The organism is Bradyrhizobium sp. AZCC 1578 (genome assembly GCF_036924675.1).
In the GTDB taxonomy this organism is placed as follows: Bacteria; Pseudomonadota; Alphaproteobacteria; order Rhizobiales; family Xanthobacteraceae; genus Bradyrhizobium.
The window spans coordinates 2,941,550-2,958,346 of sequence record NZ_JAZHRZ010000001.1; the positions used below are offsets into that span (position 1 = coordinate 2,941,550).

General features: G+C 61.9%; 15 protein-coding genes. 9 read left to right on the plus strand and 6 right to left on the minus strand.

Features of this window, described 5'->3' with window-relative positions:
• Positions 1 to 41 precede the first annotated feature (41 nt).
• Complete coding sequence (locus V1290_RS14045) at positions 42 to 1,487, minus strand: LVIVD repeat-containing protein (protein WP_334364964.1); 1,446 nt, start codon at positions 1,485 to 1,487, stop codon at positions 42 to 44.
• Between the two features lie 120 nt (positions 1,488 to 1,607).
• On the opposite strand from V1290_RS14045, the gene V1290_RS14050 reads away from it, so the two are divergent.
• From V1290_RS14050 to V1290_RS14065, 4 genes are all read left to right on the plus strand, one after another.
• A complete protein-coding gene (locus V1290_RS14050; RefSeq protein WP_334364965.1) occupies positions 1,608 to 1,922 on the plus strand; it encodes an ArsR/SmtB family transcription factor in 315 nt (104 codons plus the stop codon).
• On the plus strand, positions 1,915 to 2,382 hold the full coding sequence (locus V1290_RS14055; RefSeq protein WP_334364966.1) for an SRPBCC family protein: 468 nt from the start codon (positions 1,915 to 1,917) through the stop codon (positions 2,380 to 2,382). The genes V1290_RS14050 and V1290_RS14055 overlap by 8 nt, the downstream gene beginning before the upstream one ends.
• Entirely contained in the window at positions 2,379 to 2,891 is a 513-nt protein-coding gene (locus V1290_RS14060) for an SRPBCC family protein (protein ID WP_334364967.1), read from the plus strand. The genes V1290_RS14055 and V1290_RS14060 overlap by 4 nt, the downstream gene beginning before the upstream one ends.
• A 280-nt stretch (positions 2,892 to 3,171) precedes the next feature.
• Positions 3,172 to 5,400: an ATP-binding protein gene (locus V1290_RS14065; RefSeq protein WP_334364968.1), complete on the plus strand. Its 2,229-nt coding sequence runs from the start codon at positions 3,172 to 3,174 to the stop codon at positions 5,398 to 5,400.
• 278 nt (positions 5,401 to 5,678) lie between these two features.
• Here the strand turns inward: V1290_RS14065 and V1290_RS14070 are convergent, their stop codons facing one another.
• From V1290_RS14070 to V1290_RS14080, 3 genes are all read right to left on the minus strand, one after another.
• Complete coding sequence (locus V1290_RS14070; protein WP_334369019.1) at positions 5,679 to 7,289, minus strand: acyl-CoA synthetase; 1,611 nt, start codon at positions 7,287 to 7,289, stop codon at positions 5,679 to 5,681.
• A gap of 142 nt (positions 7,290 to 7,431) precedes the next feature.
• Positions 7,432 to 8,958 (minus strand): FAD-dependent oxidoreductase, encoded by a 1,527-nt coding sequence (locus tag V1290_RS14075; protein WP_334364969.1) that lies wholly within the window; start codon positions 8,956 to 8,958, stop codon positions 7,432 to 7,434.
• 91 nt (positions 8,959 to 9,049) lie between these two features.
• Positions 9,050 to 9,505 carry a GatB/YqeY domain-containing protein gene (locus tag V1290_RS14080; RefSeq protein ID WP_213288810.1) on the minus strand — a complete coding sequence of 152 codons (456 nt, stop codon included), beginning with the start codon at positions 9,503 to 9,505 and terminating at the stop codon, positions 9,050 to 9,052.
• 277 nt (positions 9,506 to 9,782) lie between these two features.
• On the opposite strand from V1290_RS14080, the gene carA reads away from it, so the two are divergent.
• The 3 genes from carA to V1290_RS14095 all read left to right on the plus strand — a co-directional run bounded on the left by carA (position 9,783) and on the right by V1290_RS14095 (position 12,308).
• On the plus strand, positions 9,783 to 10,973 hold the full coding sequence (carA, locus tag V1290_RS14085; protein ID WP_334364971.1) for a glutamine-hydrolyzing carbamoyl-phosphate synthase small subunit: 1,191 nt from the start codon (positions 9,783 to 9,785) through the stop codon (positions 10,971 to 10,973).
• Between the two features lie 155 nt (positions 10,974 to 11,128).
• Positions 11,129 to 11,629: a PaaI family thioesterase gene (locus tag V1290_RS14090; RefSeq protein WP_334364972.1), complete on the plus strand. Its 501-nt coding sequence runs from the start codon at positions 11,129 to 11,131 to the stop codon at positions 11,627 to 11,629.
• A gap of 145 nt (positions 11,630 to 11,774) precedes the next feature.
• Entirely contained in the window at positions 11,775 to 12,308 is a 534-nt protein-coding gene (locus V1290_RS14095; protein ID WP_334364974.1) for a hypothetical protein, read from the plus strand.
• 12 nt (positions 12,309 to 12,320) lie between these two features.
• Here V1290_RS14095 and V1290_RS14100 read toward each other — a convergent pair whose 3' ends face one another.
• Positions 12,321 to 12,659 carry a hypothetical protein gene (locus V1290_RS14100; protein WP_334364976.1) on the minus strand — a complete coding sequence of 113 codons (339 nt, stop codon included), beginning with the start codon at positions 12,657 to 12,659 and terminating at the stop codon, positions 12,321 to 12,323.
• Positions 12,660 to 12,862: 203 nt separating this feature from the next.
• A complete protein-coding gene (locus V1290_RS14105) occupies positions 12,863 to 13,972 on the minus strand; it encodes an HlyD family secretion protein (protein ID WP_334364978.1) in 1,110 nt (369 codons plus the stop codon).
• Between the two features lie 248 nt (positions 13,973 to 14,220).
• Between V1290_RS14105 and V1290_RS14110 the strand changes: the two genes are divergently transcribed.
• A complete protein-coding gene (locus V1290_RS14110) occupies positions 14,221 to 14,886 on the plus strand; it encodes a hypothetical protein (protein ID WP_442894988.1) in 666 nt (221 codons plus the stop codon).
• Between the two features lie 123 nt (positions 14,887 to 15,009).
• On the plus strand, positions 15,010 to 16,614 hold the full coding sequence (locus V1290_RS14115) for a DUF1254 domain-containing protein (protein WP_334369021.1): 1,605 nt from the start codon (positions 15,010 to 15,012) through the stop codon (positions 16,612 to 16,614).
• Positions 16,615 to 16,797: the final 183 nt, after the last annotated feature.

Consider the following 16,797-nt stretch of genomic DNA (forward strand, 5'->3'; position numbering starts at 1 on the left):
CCGCAACAACGATGACCGGCCATCGGCGCATCACCGCCTCATCACGGCAGGCCGGCGACGGCGCGCGCCGGGCCGGTCAGTTCCAGGATGTGCAGACCGGTATTGGCGCGATCGACGATGTAGATGTAGCCGCGTTCGTCGGTTTCGACATTGTTGGTCTGGATCGCGACCTTGCAGCGATCCTTGCCGTCGATCTTGACGCAGCGCTTGTCGGTCGCGGCCGTGATCGACGGGATGAAATAGCCGACTTCCCTGGGATGATAGGGATCGCGAATGTCGAGCGCGCGGACGCCGGCATTGAAGAAGGCGATGAACGCCATCTTCTTGTAGAAGACCCGTGCCATGCTCTCGTTGGAAGAATGCGCGCCGAACCGCCCGCCCCGTTCGCAGAACGTTCCGCTCGCTTCCGGCACGGTGTAGCTCGAGATCATCATCGGCGCCTTCTCGACCGTGACGTCAGCGAACCACACCATCTGCCGCGGCTCGTTGCATTCGTTCAAAATCGCCTCATCGACGATCATCACGATATCGCGGGTTTTGCCGTCCTTGTCGCGCGCGAACTCCGCAATTTGCATGCCCGGCATCGGGAACGTCGTATGCGCACCGTTGAACGGCGACATGGTCAGCCGCGCAATTTCCGGGATCCGCAGATTGTCCGGGGTTGGCTCCTTGGGCCCGTTAAGCAGTTTCTCGCGATCGACGATCTGCAAGATTCCGCCCTTGTTGGTGCCGTAGCCGAAATAGACCCGGTTGCCGGAAGGTCCCGTCGAGATCGGCCCGTGCAATTCGGTCGGCACTGCACCGGTCGAGCCCGGCTCCTGGCCGGGCAGACCGAAATCGCGGATCTTTTGCGGGTGCGCGGGATCGGAGAGATCATAGACCTGCGTCATGCGGCGCGTGCGCCAGTCCGGCGCGCCCGACACCAGGAAGGCAATGCCGGTGTCGCATTCCCACCAGCTCTTGTGCGTGTCCTTTAATCCCGCAATCCGCCTGATCAATACGGGACTGGCGGGATCGGCAACGTTCCAGATTTCATGCGCCTCGCCGCCGTAGGTGCGCAGCATATAGACCGCGTTGCGATCGCCCTTCGGCAGCGCCTTGCCGTCGCAAATTCGCACCATCTGCGCGCCGCCGCCTTCATATTTGCCCTCCTGGCCCGGCAGGTGACGCAGATATTTCGGCTGCGAGGGATCGGTGACGTCGACGATCGACGTGCCGTTCGGCTCAGTCTTGCCGGTCTGCGGATTGAGCGGCGCGGGAATCTCGTCGCTGCCGCCGTGATGGCCGATATAGGCGATCCAGCGGTCGCCCTGATGATGGATGGTGGGCTGGTAGGCGCTGCGCGCCTGCAGGTCGCTGGTTCCAACCAGCTTCATGTTGAGCGCTTCAGGCGGCGCCCCGATCACTTGTTGCTGCGCAAAAGCGATGCCTGACGATGCAAGGAAACAGATCGCGAAAGAGGCTGCGAGTTTGAGGCGACCACTCATGTTCCACCCCGACTGTTTAAGGCCAGTCTGCGCTGGCTGACCGCACGATAACACAGGCTGTGGACCGCGCCCAACACACGCCCTTGACATGCAACCTTTTGGTTGCCTAATATCTGCCCCATGGATGAGGTCTTCAAAGCGCTTGCCGACGCGTCGCGGCGCTCGCTGTTGGACAGGCTTCACGCCAGAAACGGACAGACGCTGAACGAACTTTGCGACGGCCTCGACATGACGCGGCAGGCCGTCACCAAGCACCTTGGGATTCTCGAGGCGGCCAACCTCGTCACGACACTGAGACATGGCCGCGAGAAGCTGCACTACCTCAATCCGGTTCCGATCCATCAGATCGGCGAACGCTGGATCAAGAAATTCGAGCGCGGGAAACTCTCCGCGCTCTCTGAGTTGAAACGACGGTTGGAGAAGCGTGATGAGTAAGCCGGAATTCGTCTACGTCATCTATATCGAGACCACGCCGGAGAAATTGTGGGAGGCACTGACGTCCAGCGCGTTCTCCAAACGCTACTGGTTCGGCACCGAGCTGAAGTCCGACTGGAAGGTTGGTTCGCCGCTGGCGCTGGTCATGAACGGCACCACGACCGATACCGGGGAGATTCTCGAGGCCGATCGGCCGCGGCGGCTCTCCTACACTTTCAAGCACGTGACCAACGAGGCATACCGCAACGAGAAGGCTACGAAGGTGGTCTTCACCATCGAGCAGCACGGCAGATTAGTGAAGCTCACGCTCACGCATGAAGGTTTTGCGGAGGGCAGCAAGCTGTTGGACGGCATCTCCAAGGGATGGCCGGCCATTATGTCCAGCCTCAAGAGCCTGTTGGAATCCGGCACTGCGCTCGAAATTCCGGTTTCCGCTCTCGGCATCGAAGGTGTGTCATGAACATCAAAGACTTCAAACCCGCCATCGTCTACACCATCTACATCGCCTCGACGCCGGAGAAAGTGTGGGAGGCACTGACGCAAGCGGAGTTTTCCAGGCAGTATTTCTCCGGTCAGGCGGTCGAGGTCGATCTCAGGGTCGGCGGCGCCTTCATCATGCGCACCCCGGACGGCGCCCTGCATATCTCGGGCGAGGTGATCGAGTGCGAACCGCTGAGGAAGCTCACCGTCACCTTCAACGTCAACTGGCCGGCACTGCTCGAAAAGCTCGGGCCGACGCTCGTCACCTACGAGATCGAGCAGGCCGGCGATGTAGTCAAACTGACGATGCTGCAATCGCATGACCGGGAAATCAGCGACGACATCCTGTCCGGCGGACGTACAGGCTGGCCCGCAATCCTGTCGAGCCTGAAGAGCCTGCTGGAGACCGGCACCGCGCTGACAATCAAGATGCAGCCGCCGGAGCGGATGCTGGCCGCGCTGAAGGAACTGGGGATCGGGACACCGTAGGTCTCGCTGTCGTCAGCTGTTCGTCGTCCCTGCGAACGCAGGGACCATACTCCGCGGCCGTTGTTGTTGGAAAAGTTGGAACTACCGGCGTGCAAGTTATTGCCGCCAGTGGTTATGGGTCCCTGCGTTCGCAGGGACGACGGTGACCGGGATACAGTTCTCCGCGAGTGGACTCATGCCCGCCTAAGGGATATTGCAGCACGAGTCTAAGATGGCACGCAGATTCAACGTTATTCTATCGCAACACGAACCGCTGATTTAAGCGCGGAACGACGCACCGATGAGCCTGCGCACACGGTTATTGATACTGGTTATCGCCGCGATGCTGGTGCCGGCCATCCTTGTGGGACTGCGCTTCGTGCAGAATCGCGCAAGCGAAATCGAAGCCGCACGCGCCAGCCTGTCGGCGACCGCCAACGATATCTCAAGCGATCTCGATGAGAAAATTCAGGGCACGGCCCAGCTTCACTATGGTCTGGCCCGCGCCCGCGACCTCGATACGCGCGACAAGGCGGCTTGCTCCGCCTTCCTGTCCGCCGTGCGCGAAGAGTATCCGCGGTACACCGGCATCTTGACCATCAATCCGGACGGCAGCCTGTTCTGCGACTCGTTGCGAACCGACCAGACGCTCGATCTCAGGGATCGCGAATATTTCAAGCGGGCGCTGGTTGCACACGGCATCGTCACACTCCAGCCTGTGTTCGGCCGGTTGACGGGGACCTCCGTGTTGCAGATCGCCTATCCCGTTCGCTCGGAAACAGCAGAGCTGAAATTCATCCTGCTCGCCTCGTTCAATCTGAAGAAATTCGCCGATGACCACGACAAGCGGCTGTCGAACGACAATCAGATTCTGCTCGTCGACAGGAACGGCACGATCCTCGTCGCGCCCGAGGGCAAGGACTGGACCGAACCGCCCGGCACATCGATGGCAACTTCGGAGCTGTTCCGGTTTGCGACCTCACCGAATCATGAGTCGTTTCGCGAAGTAGCCGGGCGGCACGGCCGAACCCATGTCTGGACCGCCGCGCGCTCCCCCTCGGTGCGCGATGCCGGACTTTACCTTATGGTCGGGCGGGCCAAGGACGGTCTGGTGGCCGCAGCCAATCGCCGCCTCTACGAGGACCTGGCGATACTTGCGGTGGCCTCGCTGCTGTTGCTCGCAGGCGTATGGGTTCTGGCGACGATGAGCATCGGCCGTCAGATCGGACGCCTGGCTGCGATGGCGACGAAGCTCGGCGTTGGCGATCTGAGCGCGCGGATTGCTCCACCCCATCCGCGCGGCGAGCTCGGCGGGCTGATGACATTGCTCAACGGCACCGCTGAATCGCTCCAGCATCAGCGCGCCGCCATCGACGAGCTCAACCAGAAGCTCACCCAATCCCAGAAAATGGAGGCGATGGGTCAGCTCACCGGCGGCGTGGCGCATGATTTCAACAACCTGTTGACCGTCATTCTCGGCAATGCGGAGCACCTTGCCGAGAAGCTTGCGACACACAAGGAATTGCAAAAGATCGCCGAGAGCATCGCGACCGCCGCCGAACGCGGCTCGGACCTGACGCGCAGCCTGCTCGCGTTTGCGCGCAAGCAGCCCTTGATGCCGAAGCACATCGACATTGGCCAGAAGATCGTCGGCATGGAGCAGTTGCTGCGCCGGACGCTCGGAGAGCATATCGAATGTGAATTCCGGCTTGATCAAGAGCTGTGGCAGGCCAGCGTCGATCCCGGCCAACTGGCGTCGGCACTGCTCAACCTGGTGCTGAATGCGCGCGACGCCATGCCGCTCGGCGGCAAGCTGACGGTCGAGGTGCAAAATACGTCACTCGGTGAATCCGACGTGGACGTCAACGGTGAGGCGCGTCCCGGCTATTATGTCATGATCGCCGTGACGGATACCGGCACCGGCATGACGGCCGAAGTCGCCAGCCGCGCCTTCGAGCCGTTCTTCACCACCAAGGAGGTGGGCAAAGGCACGGGTCTCGGCCTGAGCATGGTTTACGGATTTGCGCAGCAATCCGGCGGGTCGATGCAGATACGCTCCGAACCGGGACATGGCACCGCCGTCAAGCTGTTCTTCCCCCGCGTTGGGGCAATTCAGACGACCGCCGCGCCGTCCGCCGGTCAGCCGGCCGCGCCCATAGGCAGCGAGACCATTCTCGTCGTCGAGGACGACGACATGGTGCGCCGCTATGTTGAAGGTGAATTGAAGGCGCTCGGCTATCGCGCCATCGTCACACGCAACGCGGCTGCGGCGCTCGAAATATTGCGCGGCCCGGACAGCATCCATCTCCTGTTCACGGATGTCGTGATGCCCGGCGGCATGTTCGGAACCGAGCTTGCGAAGCAAGCAGCCCGCCTGCGGCCTCAGTTGAAGATCCTCCTGACTTCCGGCCATAGCGAACATCCCGTCGAGGCGATCGATGGGGCCGGCCGCGACGTACGGATTTTGAACAAGCCCTACCGTCGGCACGATCTGGCATCGATGCTGCGTTCGGTCCTGAAGGCGAGTTGACCTCACTGTCGTCCCTGCGAACGCAGGGACCCATACTCCGCGGCCTTTGTTGCTGGAAAGGACAGATAACGACCGGCGTACAAAACAACTTCCGCTGGTGGTTATGGGTCCCTGCGTTCGCGGGGACGACGAAATAGAGGCGAGAATCCCTCAACTTGTCGCCCCTGCGAAGGCAGGGGGCCCATAACCACCGGCTTTCGTTGTGTGATAAGGTGTCTGCTACCGCGCTCTCGATAGATCACGCGGTATCGGCCCCTGCGTTCGCGGGGACGACGAAACTAACCCAGCGCCCGCAACTCGCGCCGCAACACCTTTCCGGTTGCGGTCATCGGCAGCGTGTCGGCGAACTGCACGAAGCGCGGGTATTCGTGGGCGGCGAGCTGCACTTTCACGAACTCCTGGATTTCGCGCGCCAGCGCATCGCTCGCGGCAAAGCCCGGGCGCAGCACGATCCAGGCCTTGATGGATTCGGTGCGGATCGGATCGGGTATGCCGACCACCGCCGACATCGCCACCGCCGGATGCTTCATCAGCGTATGTTCGATCTCGGAGGGGCCGACGCGATAGCCGGCGGTGGTAATCACGTCGTCCTCGCGGCTGACGTACCAGAAATAGCCGTCCTCGTCCTGCACGCCGAGATCGCCGGTCAGCAAAAATTCGCCGGCATATTTCTTCGCGGTCGCTTCCGGGTTCTTCCAATATTCGATCATGGTGCAGGGACAGGGCTGGCGCACGCCGATGATGCCGCGCTCCCCCCTGGGCAATTCCTCGCCGCGATCATTGACGATGCGGACGTCGAAGCCGGGTGTCGCCTTGCCCATCGAACCGGGGCGGATCGGAAACAGGTTCGAATTGCTGCCGATCACGAGGTTGCATTCAGTCTGGCCGAACACTTCATGCGCGTCGATGCCGAAGGTTTCGCGCACCCAGCCGAGCAATTCGCCGCCGAGCGATTCACCGCCGGTAAAAATGCTGCGCAGCTTTACGCCGGAATTCCTCACGCCGGCCTGCCGCATCAGTTTCAGCGCGGTCGGCGGCAGGAACGTGTTGCGGATGCTTAAGTCCGCCATCATCGCCATCGCTGCCTGCGGCTCGAACTTGCGCGCGCGATGGCCGACCAGGGGAATGCCGTGATACCAGAACGCCAGCAGGCCGTTGATCAGCCCGCCGATCCAGGCCCAGTCGGCCGGTGTCCACATCAGGTCGCCGGGCCGCGGCAGGAAGTTGTGGCACATCTCGACATTCGGCAGATGGCCGAGCACCACGCGATGCGCGTGCAGCGCGCCCTTCGGATTGCCTGTGGTGCCGGAGGTGTAGATGATCAAGGCGGGATCGTCGGCTGCGGTGTCGACGGTCGCAAAATCCGGCGACGCGGCCTTCAGCGAGGACCAGAACGGCTTTGTGCCGGGAGGCGCGCGGTCGCCGATGACGTAAACGTTCTTTAGCTCAGGAAGACGATTGCGTATTTTCGCAAGCTTCTCCCAACCGGCCTCGTCGGTAACGACAGCCTTGGCCTCGGAATTCGACAGGCGGAACTCCAGCGCGTCCTCGCCGAACAGCGCGAACAGCGGGATCGAGATCATGCCGGAACGAAACGCGGCGAAATGCGCGATCGGCAGTTCAAGAGATTGCGACAGGAACACCGCCACGCGGTCGCCGCGCGACAGGCCGTCGGCTTTCAGGACGTTGGCAAAACGGCGCGACTGCTCCGCGACGTCGTCGAAGGACGTGCGCGTCGTGGCGCCGCCCTCGTCGACATAGATCAGCGCCAGCCGGCCTGAGCCATCCCCATGCCGGTCGCAGCACGCGGTTGCCATGTTGAAGCGAGCGGGAATGTCCCAGCGGAAGTTGCGGTAGAGTTCGTCGTAGGTTGAGGCTTCGGTGAGCATGTTGGGCGACCCATCCCTAACGTCCGTCATGGCCCGGCTTGTTGCCGGCCATCAACGTTCTTGTTGCTTACCGCGAGTTTAAAGACGTGGATGCCCGGGACAAGCCCGGGCATGACGCGGAGCGAGGTTTTGCAGCCCTGACTTAAGGCGCCCGCGCCTTCTCCATCGCAAGCTCTGCCTCGAGGCTTGCGAGGTCCCGATAGATCGAGGCGACGGCGAGCACGCGGCCGTTGCGCTTGTACTGCAGCAGGCAATCCTTGCCGGCGATGTCGCCGTCGACGGTGATTTCGTCCCATTTCTCGGCGTAGCCGACATAATTGATCGGCACATCGTAGTGCTGGCTCCAGAAAAACGGCACCGCATGGAACGGCTCGCGTTGCCCAAGCATGTTTCGCGCGGCGGTCTGGCCCTGACGCTCGGCCACCACCCAATGTTCGACACGAATGGTCTCAAGGGAATGCGGATCGGGCCAGCGCGCAATATCGCCCGCGGCATAGATGCCAGGGACGCTGGTTTCCAGATAGGCATTGACCGTGACGCCGCGATCGATCGCCAGCCCGGCCTGCTCGGCCAATTCAAGGCGCGGACGCACGCCGACGCCGACCACCACGATATCGGCGTCGATCGCGCCGCCGCTTTTCAGCGTCGCGCGTTTGCCGTCGATCCCGGTTACGGTGTCGCCGAGATGGAAGATGACGCCGTGCTCTTCATGCAGGGCACGAACGAAGTCGCCCATCTCAGACCCCAGCACGCGCTCCATCGGCCGCTGCTCCAGGCCTACGACATGGACCTCGATATTTCTGGCGCGCAGCGACGCCGCGACTTCGAGGCCGATGAAGCTCGCGCCGATCACGACCGCGCGTTGCGCGCCGCCGGCCAATGCAATGATGGCGCGGGAATCGGCCAGTGAGCGCAGCACGTGGACGTGTGGCTGATCTGCGCCCGGTATCGGCAGGCGCACCGGCTCCGCGCCGGTCGCCAGCAGCAAGCGGTCATAGGGGATGGTCTCGCCGCCTGACGTGACGACATGGCGCGCGTTGGGATCGATTGACGTGACCTCGGTGTTGAGCCGCAGGTCGATCTTTGCCTCGGCGTAGAAATCATCCGGCCGCAACGGCACCCAGTCCTCCGGCGCGCTGCCGGCGAGATAGTCTTTTGACAGGTTCGGCCGGTCTACCGGTGCCGCTGCCTCATGGCTCAGCATCACGATGCTGCCGCGATAATCCTGCCGCCGCAGCATCTCGGCGGCGGCAAAACCTGCCGCGCCACCGCCTATGATCACGATTTGGCCGGGCGCATCGGTGACGCCCTTCACCTGCGGCTTGGGCTGTTCACGCTTCTCCCGTACAAAGATGCGACCGTTTTGCTGCTCGACCTTCCAGACCGCAACCGGGCTAAGCGCCGGCGCCCGGATCGCCTCGCCGGTGCGCAGGTCAAAACAGGCATGATGCCAGGGACAGCGGATTCCCTGGCCAGTCACGAGTCCTTCGGCGAGCGGCCCGTGATAATGGGTGCAATGCGCACCGACCGCGAAGAGCTCCGAGCCCGAACGCACCAGCAGCACTTCATCGTCGCCGACATGGCCGAGCAACATCTCCCCTGCGAATTCGGACGGGGCTATGCCCTTTGACAGATCGGGACCGGCGGGCAGAGCTTGCTGGTCAGCCATGCCTTCCTCCGCTCGCGTTGCGCTACGTCATCGCTCCGAGTTTGACTCAAACGATGCTTCATCCGCGCGAAGGTTCCCGAGCGTAGAAAATTTATCCAGTCAGCGCCGCCTTCACGAGGCCGCTGGCCTTGCCGAAATCCATCTGCCCGGCGAATTTCGCACGCAGCACGCCGATCACCTTGCCCATGTCCTTCATGCCGGCGGCGCCGGTCTCGGCGATGGCGGCCGAGATCGCGGCCTTCACCTCGTCGTCCGACATCTGCTTCGGCAGATAGGCGGAGATCACCGCGATCTCCTCGCGCTCCTGCGCGGCAAGCTCGGCGCGGCCGCCCTTGTCGTAGAGCTCGACCGATTCCTGGCGCTGCTTGATCATCTTCTGCAGCACGCCGAGCACGTCGGCATCCGACAGTGGTGGCTTGCCCTGCCCGCGCGCGTCGATGTCGGCGTTCTTGATGGTCGAATTGACCATGCGCAGCGTGGAGAGCTTGCGCTCGTCCTTCGCCCTCATGGCGTCCTTGACCGCATTGTTGATGTCGTCGCGCAGCATGGGTGCCTCACTGAGAAAGAATGGTGCCGCCGGAAAGATGCCGGGTTATGTAACGATTCCACCTATATAGGACGGGAACGACCAGGATCGGCAGTCGAATTGCCCTACCGGTTCCAGATTCGACCGGATTTGGTGAAAAACCGGAAAACCCGGCTCAAGGTCCATAGAACCGGCTGTCAAATATGCGGCAAACGCATGTGAATAGCCGGTTTTCTTTGGCTTTTCTTGGCCTTCCGGCTTTGACGCGCGGGGGTGCTTGCGACTATGAAGTGCGCTCATGACAACATCTGAAAACGCTTCAGCCTGGCCGGACCATAAACCGACCGCGCTCCTCGTGCTTGCCGATGGTACCGTGCTGGAGGGATTTGGCCTCGGCGCAGAAGGCCACGCCGTCGGCGAAGTCTGCTTCAACACCGCGATGACCGGTTATGAGGAGATACTCACCGATCCCTCCTATGCCGGGCAGCTCATCACCTTCACCTTCCCGCATATCGGCAATGTCGGCACCAACGACGAGGATATCGAGACGGTGAACATGGCGGCGACGCCGGGCGCGCGCGGCGTTATCCTGCGCACGGCCATCACCGATCCCTCGAACTACCGCGCCACGCGGCACCTCGATCAGTGGCTGCGCGCCCGCGGCATCATCGGGCTGTCGGGCATCGATACGAGGGCGCTGACTGCGCTGATCCGCTCCAAGGGCATGCCGAACGCGGTGATTGCGCATGCCAAGAACGGCGTGTTCGACCTGCACGGCCTGAAGGAAGAGGCGCGCGAATGGCCCGGCCTGGAAGGCATGGATCTGGTGCCGATGGTAACTTCCGGCCAGCGCTTTACCTGGGACGAGACGCCGTGGGCCTGGCAGAACGGCTTTGGCCGGCAGAGCGAACCTGAGTTCAACGTGGTCGCGATCGACTACGGCATCAAGCGCAACATTTTGCGGCTCCTGGCCGGTGAAGGCTGCAAGGTCACGGTGGTGCCGGCGACGACCTCGGCCGAAGACATTCTGGCGATGAAGCCGGACGGCGTGTTTCTTTCCAACGGCCCGGGCGACCCGGCCGCGACCGGCAAATATGCGGTGCCCGTGATTCAGCAGGTGATCCAGTCCGGCACGCCGACTTTCGGTATTTGCCTGGGTCATCAGATGCTGGGCCTGGCCGTCGGCGCCAAGACCATAAAGATGCATCAGGGCCATCACGGCGCCAATCATCCGGTCAAGGACGAAACCACCGGCAAGGTGGAGATTACCTCGATGAACCACGGTTTTGCCGTCGACCAGGCGACCCTGCCCGAGGGCGCGATGCAGACCCACATCTCGCTGTTCGACGGCTCCAATTGCGGCATCGAGCTCAAGGGCAAGCCGGTATTCTCGGTGCAGTATCATCCGGAAGCCTCGCCGGGGCCGCGTGACTCGCATTACCTGTTCAAGCGGTTTGCGGATCTGATGCGAGAGAAGAAGCGGGCGTAAGCCGCTCACTTGTCATTGCCGGGCTTGACCCGGCAATCCATCTTCTTGAAGAGCGATGGATGCCCGGGTCGAGCCCGGGCATGACGGCTGGTATGTGCCGAAAAGCGCTATGACTTCCTGCGCGGTTTATTATGATGGCCACAGGACGCATTCCCATGGATGACAAACCCGCCGCCACCAACGTCGAATACGGCGTAGCGCCGACCGACGTCATGGCCTCGATGTCCGGCCTCGACTTCGTGCGCGCCATCTTCGACGGCAAGTTGCCAGCGCCGCCGATCATGCAGAACGTCGAGCCGTTCGATTCCACCGCCGAGAAGGGACATGTGGTGTTCTACAGCGTGCCCGGCTTCCGGCATTACAATCCGATCGGCTCGGTGCATGGCGGCTATGCCGCGATCCTCTTGGATTCCGCGATGGGCCTTGCGGTGCATTCCGCCCTTCCCGCCGGCACCGGCTACACCACGCTGGAGTTCAAGATCTCTTTCATCAGGGGCATGACAAAGGATACCGGCCCTGTCCGCACCGAGGGCAAGACGCTCAATGTCGGCCGCCGCGCCGCCACCGCCGAGGCGCGGATCACCGACGCCAACGGCCGCCTGCTCGCGCATGCGACGACGACGTGTCTGGTTTTCGAGATTCCGAAGGGAACGTGAAGCGCGGAGGGCGGTTTTGAATTGTAGGGTGAGCAAAGGCGCACTTGCGCCGTGCCTACCATTCACGTCCCTGCTCGGATGGTGGGCACGTCGCTAGCGCTCCTTTGCCCACCCTACGATTTGCTGCGATTTGTGGAGAACACCCATGTCCATCGTCAGCGCCGATATCGAGCCGCTCACCTTCGTGTTCGAGGATGACGGCCTCGTGCCCAACAATCCCCTGCCGCTGCTGGTTTACAAAGGCGCGGTCTATGTCGCCAACGATCACCCGGAAAAGACCATCGAGGCGCTGTTCGGCGGCAATGGCTGGGGCGCGATGTGGCGCAACGGCGTCTACGACTATGTGCACTACCACGCCACCGTACATGAGGCGCTCGGCGTCGCCCGCGGCCGGGCCCGCGTCCGCTTCGGCGGTATCCGCGGCAAGGAGTTCGAGATCACGCCCGGCGATGTCGCGATCCTTCCCGCCGGCACCGGGCATCAATGCGTGTTCGCCAGCCCCGATTTCTGCGTGGTCGGCGCCTATCCGCCGGGACCGCCGATGCAGATCACGCGGCCGACGCCGGAGAACCACGCCAAGGCGCTGAAGACAATCCCGGAAGTGAAGCTGCCGAAGACCGATCCGGTGCTGGGCGAAGACGGGCCGCTGGTCCGGCTGTGGAAGCGCGGCACGCGATGAGGCGGGGCGCCGTCATCCGCGCCTGGCAATCGGGACATTAGGTTCGGAAAAAGCCTCCGGCATCGGTTCGCTCGACGAAACCCGCATCGCCGCGATCCGCGCGACAAAAAGCCCGATCACGAGATTTGTTCGTTCGATCTCCAGCTTGTCGCGGATCGGCCCATGCGGCTCGGTCGCGCACAACGTCTTGATGCATTCGAGGGTGCGGGACAATGAATCGACCACCGCCCAGATCGGCTCGATCGACGGCACCGCCGATTGTGAGCCCGGCGTGTGTCCGGCCGGCTGGCCGGAGGGGCTGACCCGATGGCCGGACGATGCCACGTCACGGAATTCGATAATTTTCTGCATCGCTTAATTTTTCCAAACCTGAGGAGCCGCGGCACACGACCAAGCTGTACCCGCATCATTCTGCTTGGGGTCGTTGGCCACCACCGATCATATTGGCGCCTCCCACACGCTCGCTTAAATTGATTATCGGAATCTTGCAGGCGACCATTTGTGCGCGCGGCTTTTTTTGCGCATCGCCAGCACTTGGCGCCGTCGTTCGACGGCTAGAGGTATGCCATGTAGGAGCTCACCCACACCAGAATTGACGCCAGCAGCCCGATCACCCCGGCGTTGTTGGCAAAGGCTGTGGCGTTGCCGGACATGCCCAAGCGCAGCGTATCACGATTTATCCCCTCGGGAATCGATATCTCCGCCGGAAACACCGTCGCGCCGCCGAGCGCATTGGTGCGAGCGAGCGTGCCCGACGCGGCGATCTGTCCCTGTCCGATGCCCTTTGGAATGCCGATGATTTTGGCGTGATAGATCCGGCCCGGCACGTTGTCGAACACGATGTCGACCGCGGTGCCTTCCTTGATGGTCTGGAAGCCGTTCTGCGAGAACATGCCGACCAGCGTGATCTCCTTTTCGACAATGAAGGACATTGCCGATCGCAACTGAAATGCGCGATCGCCGACGGTCAGGGCGACCACGGTGACATAGCCGTCGGCGGGCGCACGGATGGCCGTCTGCGACAATTCCCAGTTGGCGTGGTCGAGCTGCGCCTGAAGTTGCGCGACCGTGGTGTTGACGCCGCCGATCTCGGAGTCGAGCGCGAGCTTGGCGCTCTGCTGCGCCGCCTTGGCAGCGGTGAGCTGCGCCGACACGGTCTCGTACTGAACCTGCTTGTCCTGCGCCTGAAATTGCGTGTTGGCATCGTCGGCGGCGAGCGTCTCGATGTCGGCGAGACGCTTCTTGTTGTAGGCGGCCTGTGCGGCAAGTCCCTCCACATTCGCGGTTGCCTGTTCGTAATTTGCTTTGAGGATTTCGGTCTGCTGCTTCGCTGCCGCGAGCGAAGCCTGAAGCTGCTTGACCTTGTACTCAAACGGCGCCGGGTCGATCTGAAACAGCACGTCGTCCTTTTTCACCGGCACGTTCGGCTTGACCGGGATTGCAACAATTTGTCCGGTCACATTCGGCGTCACTTCCACGACGCGGCCAGTCACCGTCACACGCCCCGAGGGCGTGAGATAATTAAAAAGCGCCAAAAATGTCGCGAGGATAAATCCGCCGACGAGCAGCGAAATTGTCCCCGACACCCAGCCCCACCGCACGAGCTTGAATTTCGAGAACACGAGCCACATCGCAAGGATGTAGAGGCAAAAAATGATAACCATGGCTGGCGTCCCTTTGCCGGTTGTGCTAATATTTCCCGTGGAGGTAGCCGAAGCATCACTCTTCTAAAGTCAACCTTAGACTGCAAGAGACGGCAAGCTTAAGACCTTTAATTCCAGCGCGTTTTTGATTCTGCAGACGCCACACAGCGTAAACTGCAGCCGGAATTGTATTTCTTCATTGCCGACCTCTCGCTTGGAGCGAGAGCGCCGATCGAACTTCTTCGCGCAATTAGTAAGGAGTCGATGTCATGCGCACAAAAATGAATCAGATTTTCGGATTGCTGGCTCTGGCCACCACCCTATGCGGTACGGACGCAGCGCTTGCCCAGAACGCTGCAACACCGCCCTCCATGAAAACCATCGGCGCGCCGGCCAAGCCCGAGATCGTGCCCTCGCTGTTCGTGCTCAACTCCCGCGGCGCGACGCTGCTGGGCGACACCCTCACTCTGACCGGCGTGTCACCCAGTTCGATCATCTTTGCAGACCGTCCGGTGCGGGGCGCGGGCCATCAACCCACCGCCGACGTGATCGCGGAATGGGGATCGGGCGAGGACAGTTTTGCAAAGAATCCGCCGAACGCGACGGTCTCCGTGCTCGGCAAGGATGGTTCGGTGAAGGACGCCGTCGTGGTCCTGAAGAATCCGAAGCTCGAGGGCGACAAGCTCACCTTCAATGTCCAGACCCTTGAAGGCGATCTTGCCGGCGCCGACGGCGGGGCCGCGCTCTTCATCGACATCATCGGCCGTCCGTTCACGCCGCTGTCGTTTGCCGGTTTCGCCCGGCGCAGCGCATTCCGCGGCGCGATGTATGCCGGCGCGCTCGGTGCGGCAGCGTATGGTGCGGCTGCGTACTACCACCCCTACGCGTACGCCCGTCCGGCCTGCGGCTATTATCCGTATCCGCCCTGCTATTGAAACGAATGAAGACACGGGGAAGCACGCGCTTTCCCGTGCTCAATCGACTGGTCCGCCTTCGACCCGTGATTGAACGTATCAGTGCTTGAAAGGAATGCCGCCGTGAAACAGCTTGTCGAACTGATGACAGCAGCCGTCGTCTGCGCAACACTGGCGCTGCCTCACTTGGCCGTGGCCCAGACTGCCGCCGCAATCCCTCCTTCGCTCGTGACGCCGGACAAGGTCGAAACACGGATCGGCACGCTCGAGTTCAAGGACGGCGCGCCCACCATCGAAACCGCAGAGAAGGTCCGCGACACGCTGGACTTCACACGCGCCCTGAACGTGTACAACAACAGCTTCCGCGGCGCATCGGCGTATGCCCTGGGAAAGGGCTTCCAGAGTATCGGCGCCGAGGACAACACCCCGATCATCTTCTCCGATTTGATGGACGCAAAGTCGCTGTTTCTCACCGCCAACGCTGACACCATCTACTACATGGCGGTAGTGAACCTGTCGAAGGGCCCGATGGTAGTCGAGCAGCCCCCGTTGGGACTAGGCACCATCAATGACATGTGGTTCTCCTGGATCATCGACATCGGCTTCCCGGGGCCGGATCGCGGCGAGGGCGGCAAGTACCTCATCATACCGCCCGGCTACGACGGGCCGCTGCCCGAAGGTGGCTTCTACATCGCGCGTTCGAAGACCAACCGCGTGCTGTACGCAGCGCGATCGTTCCTGACCAATAATGATCCCAAGCCAACCGCTGAACTGATCAAGAAGCATCTCAAGATCTATCCCTACACGCCGGGCGGCGTGGGTACGAGCATCGCGACAGCCCTGGAAGGCAAGGTGCGGCTCGCCAAGAACCCGCCTGCTCCCGAGACCAAGTTTATCGAGGCCAGCGGCAAGTCGTTCAACACGATTCCGCCCGGCGATTACGGCTTCTTCGAAATGATCAATGAGAACGTCCAGCAGGAACCGGCCACCAGTTACGACGTAGAACTCGCCGGGCAAATGGCCGCCATCGGTATCGTGAAGGGCAAGCCGTTCAAACCTGATGCGCGGATGAAGAAAATACTCACCGATGCTGCCGCCGTGGGGAACGCGGCCGGTCGCCTGCTGAACTGGCGCTACGCCGTGTCCCATCCGGAATGGGCGTACTATCCCAACTCGATGTGGGGAAGCATGCTGTGGGAAGGTGGAGCCAACTTCGAGACACCGCCGCCGGAGTTCACCAGGGAGGGCATGTTCAAGCCGCTCCCGCCGACCGGCGCACGGACTCTGGATTCGAGGACGGCGTTCTATTACGGCTACACGCTCGATTCACCGGGCATGATCATGCGCATTCCCGACGTCGGCTCGCAATATCTCATGGGCTTTGTCGATTCCGCCAACAACCCCTTTGACGGCGGCAAAACCTACAAGGTGACGCTGCCCAAGGGCATCCCCGCGCGGGCATTCTGGTCGTTCACGCTTTACGACAACCAAACGCGATCGCTGCTCGACACGCCGCAGCGCTATCCGCGCGCCGGCAGCCAGACCTATCCATCGCCAGCCGCCGAAGCCAGTGCCGACGGCTCAACGACCGTCTATTTCGGCCCGACGCAGCCGCAAGGAGTGCCGCGCGGCAACTGGATTCAGACCATGCCCAACAAGGGCTGGTTTACGATCCTTCGTCTCTACAGCCCGCTTGAGCCCTTCTTCACCAAGGAATGGCGGCCGAGCGAGATCGGGTTGGTCCAGTGAGTCGTCTCCAATCCACGACCGCAAGTAACAACTGAATCAAATCGCTGAGTGGGAGGATTCGACATTGGAGGAATTGTGACGCTGACATTGTCTCTCTGCCTCGCACCGCTTTCGAAAGGATGATTCGAGAGACGAATATCAGCGCTTGATGGCGAGCTGCGCGCCAACATCGCGAACAGCCAT

Coding starts and splice junctions, on each gene's coding strand:
- V1290_RS14070 (WP_334369019.1), bottom strand. CDS start 7,289: ATGCTCACCGAAGCCTCAACCTACGACGAACTCTACCGCAACTTCCGC.
- V1290_RS14050 (WP_334364965.1), top strand. CDS start 1,608: ATGGATGAGGTCTTCAAAGCGCTTGCCGACGCGTCGCGGCGCTCGCTG.
- V1290_RS14115 (WP_334369021.1), top strand. CDS start 15,010: ATGACAGCAGCCGTCGTCTGCGCAACACTGGCGCTGCCTCACTTGGCC.
- V1290_RS14105 (WP_334364978.1), bottom strand. CDS start 13,972: ATGGTTATCATTTTTTGCCTCTACATCCTTGCGATGTGGCTCGTGTTC.
- V1290_RS14110 (WP_442894988.1), top strand. CDS start 14,221: ATGCGCACAAAAATGAATCAGATTTTCGGATTGCTGGCTCTGGCCACC.
- V1290_RS14060 (WP_334364967.1), top strand. CDS start 2,379: ATGAACATCAAAGACTTCAAACCCGCCATCGTCTACACCATCTACATC.
- V1290_RS14045 (WP_334364964.1), bottom strand. CDS start 1,487: ATGAGTGGTCGCCTCAAACTCGCAGCCTCTTTCGCGATCTGTTTCCTT.
- V1290_RS14080 (WP_213288810.1), bottom strand. CDS start 9,505: ATGCTGCGCGACGACATCAACAATGCGGTCAAGGACGCCATGAGGGCG.
- V1290_RS14055 (WP_334364966.1), top strand. CDS start 1,915: ATGAGTAAGCCGGAATTCGTCTACGTCATCTATATCGAGACCACGCCG.
- carA (WP_334364971.1), top strand. CDS start 9,783: ATGACAACATCTGAAAACGCTTCAGCCTGGCCGGACCATAAACCGACC.
- V1290_RS14065 (WP_334364968.1), top strand. CDS start 3,172: ATGAGCCTGCGCACACGGTTATTGATACTGGTTATCGCCGCGATGCTG.
- V1290_RS14075 (WP_334364969.1), bottom strand. CDS start 8,958: ATGGCTGACCAGCAAGCTCTGCCCGCCGGTCCCGATCTGTCAAAGGGC.
- V1290_RS14095 (WP_334364974.1), top strand. CDS start 11,775: ATGTCCATCGTCAGCGCCGATATCGAGCCGCTCACCTTCGTGTTCGAG.
- V1290_RS14100 (WP_334364976.1), bottom strand. CDS start 12,659: ATGCAGAAAATTATCGAATTCCGTGACGTGGCATCGTCCGGCCATCGG.
- V1290_RS14090 (WP_334364972.1), top strand. CDS start 11,129: ATGGATGACAAACCCGCCGCCACCAACGTCGAATACGGCGTAGCGCCG.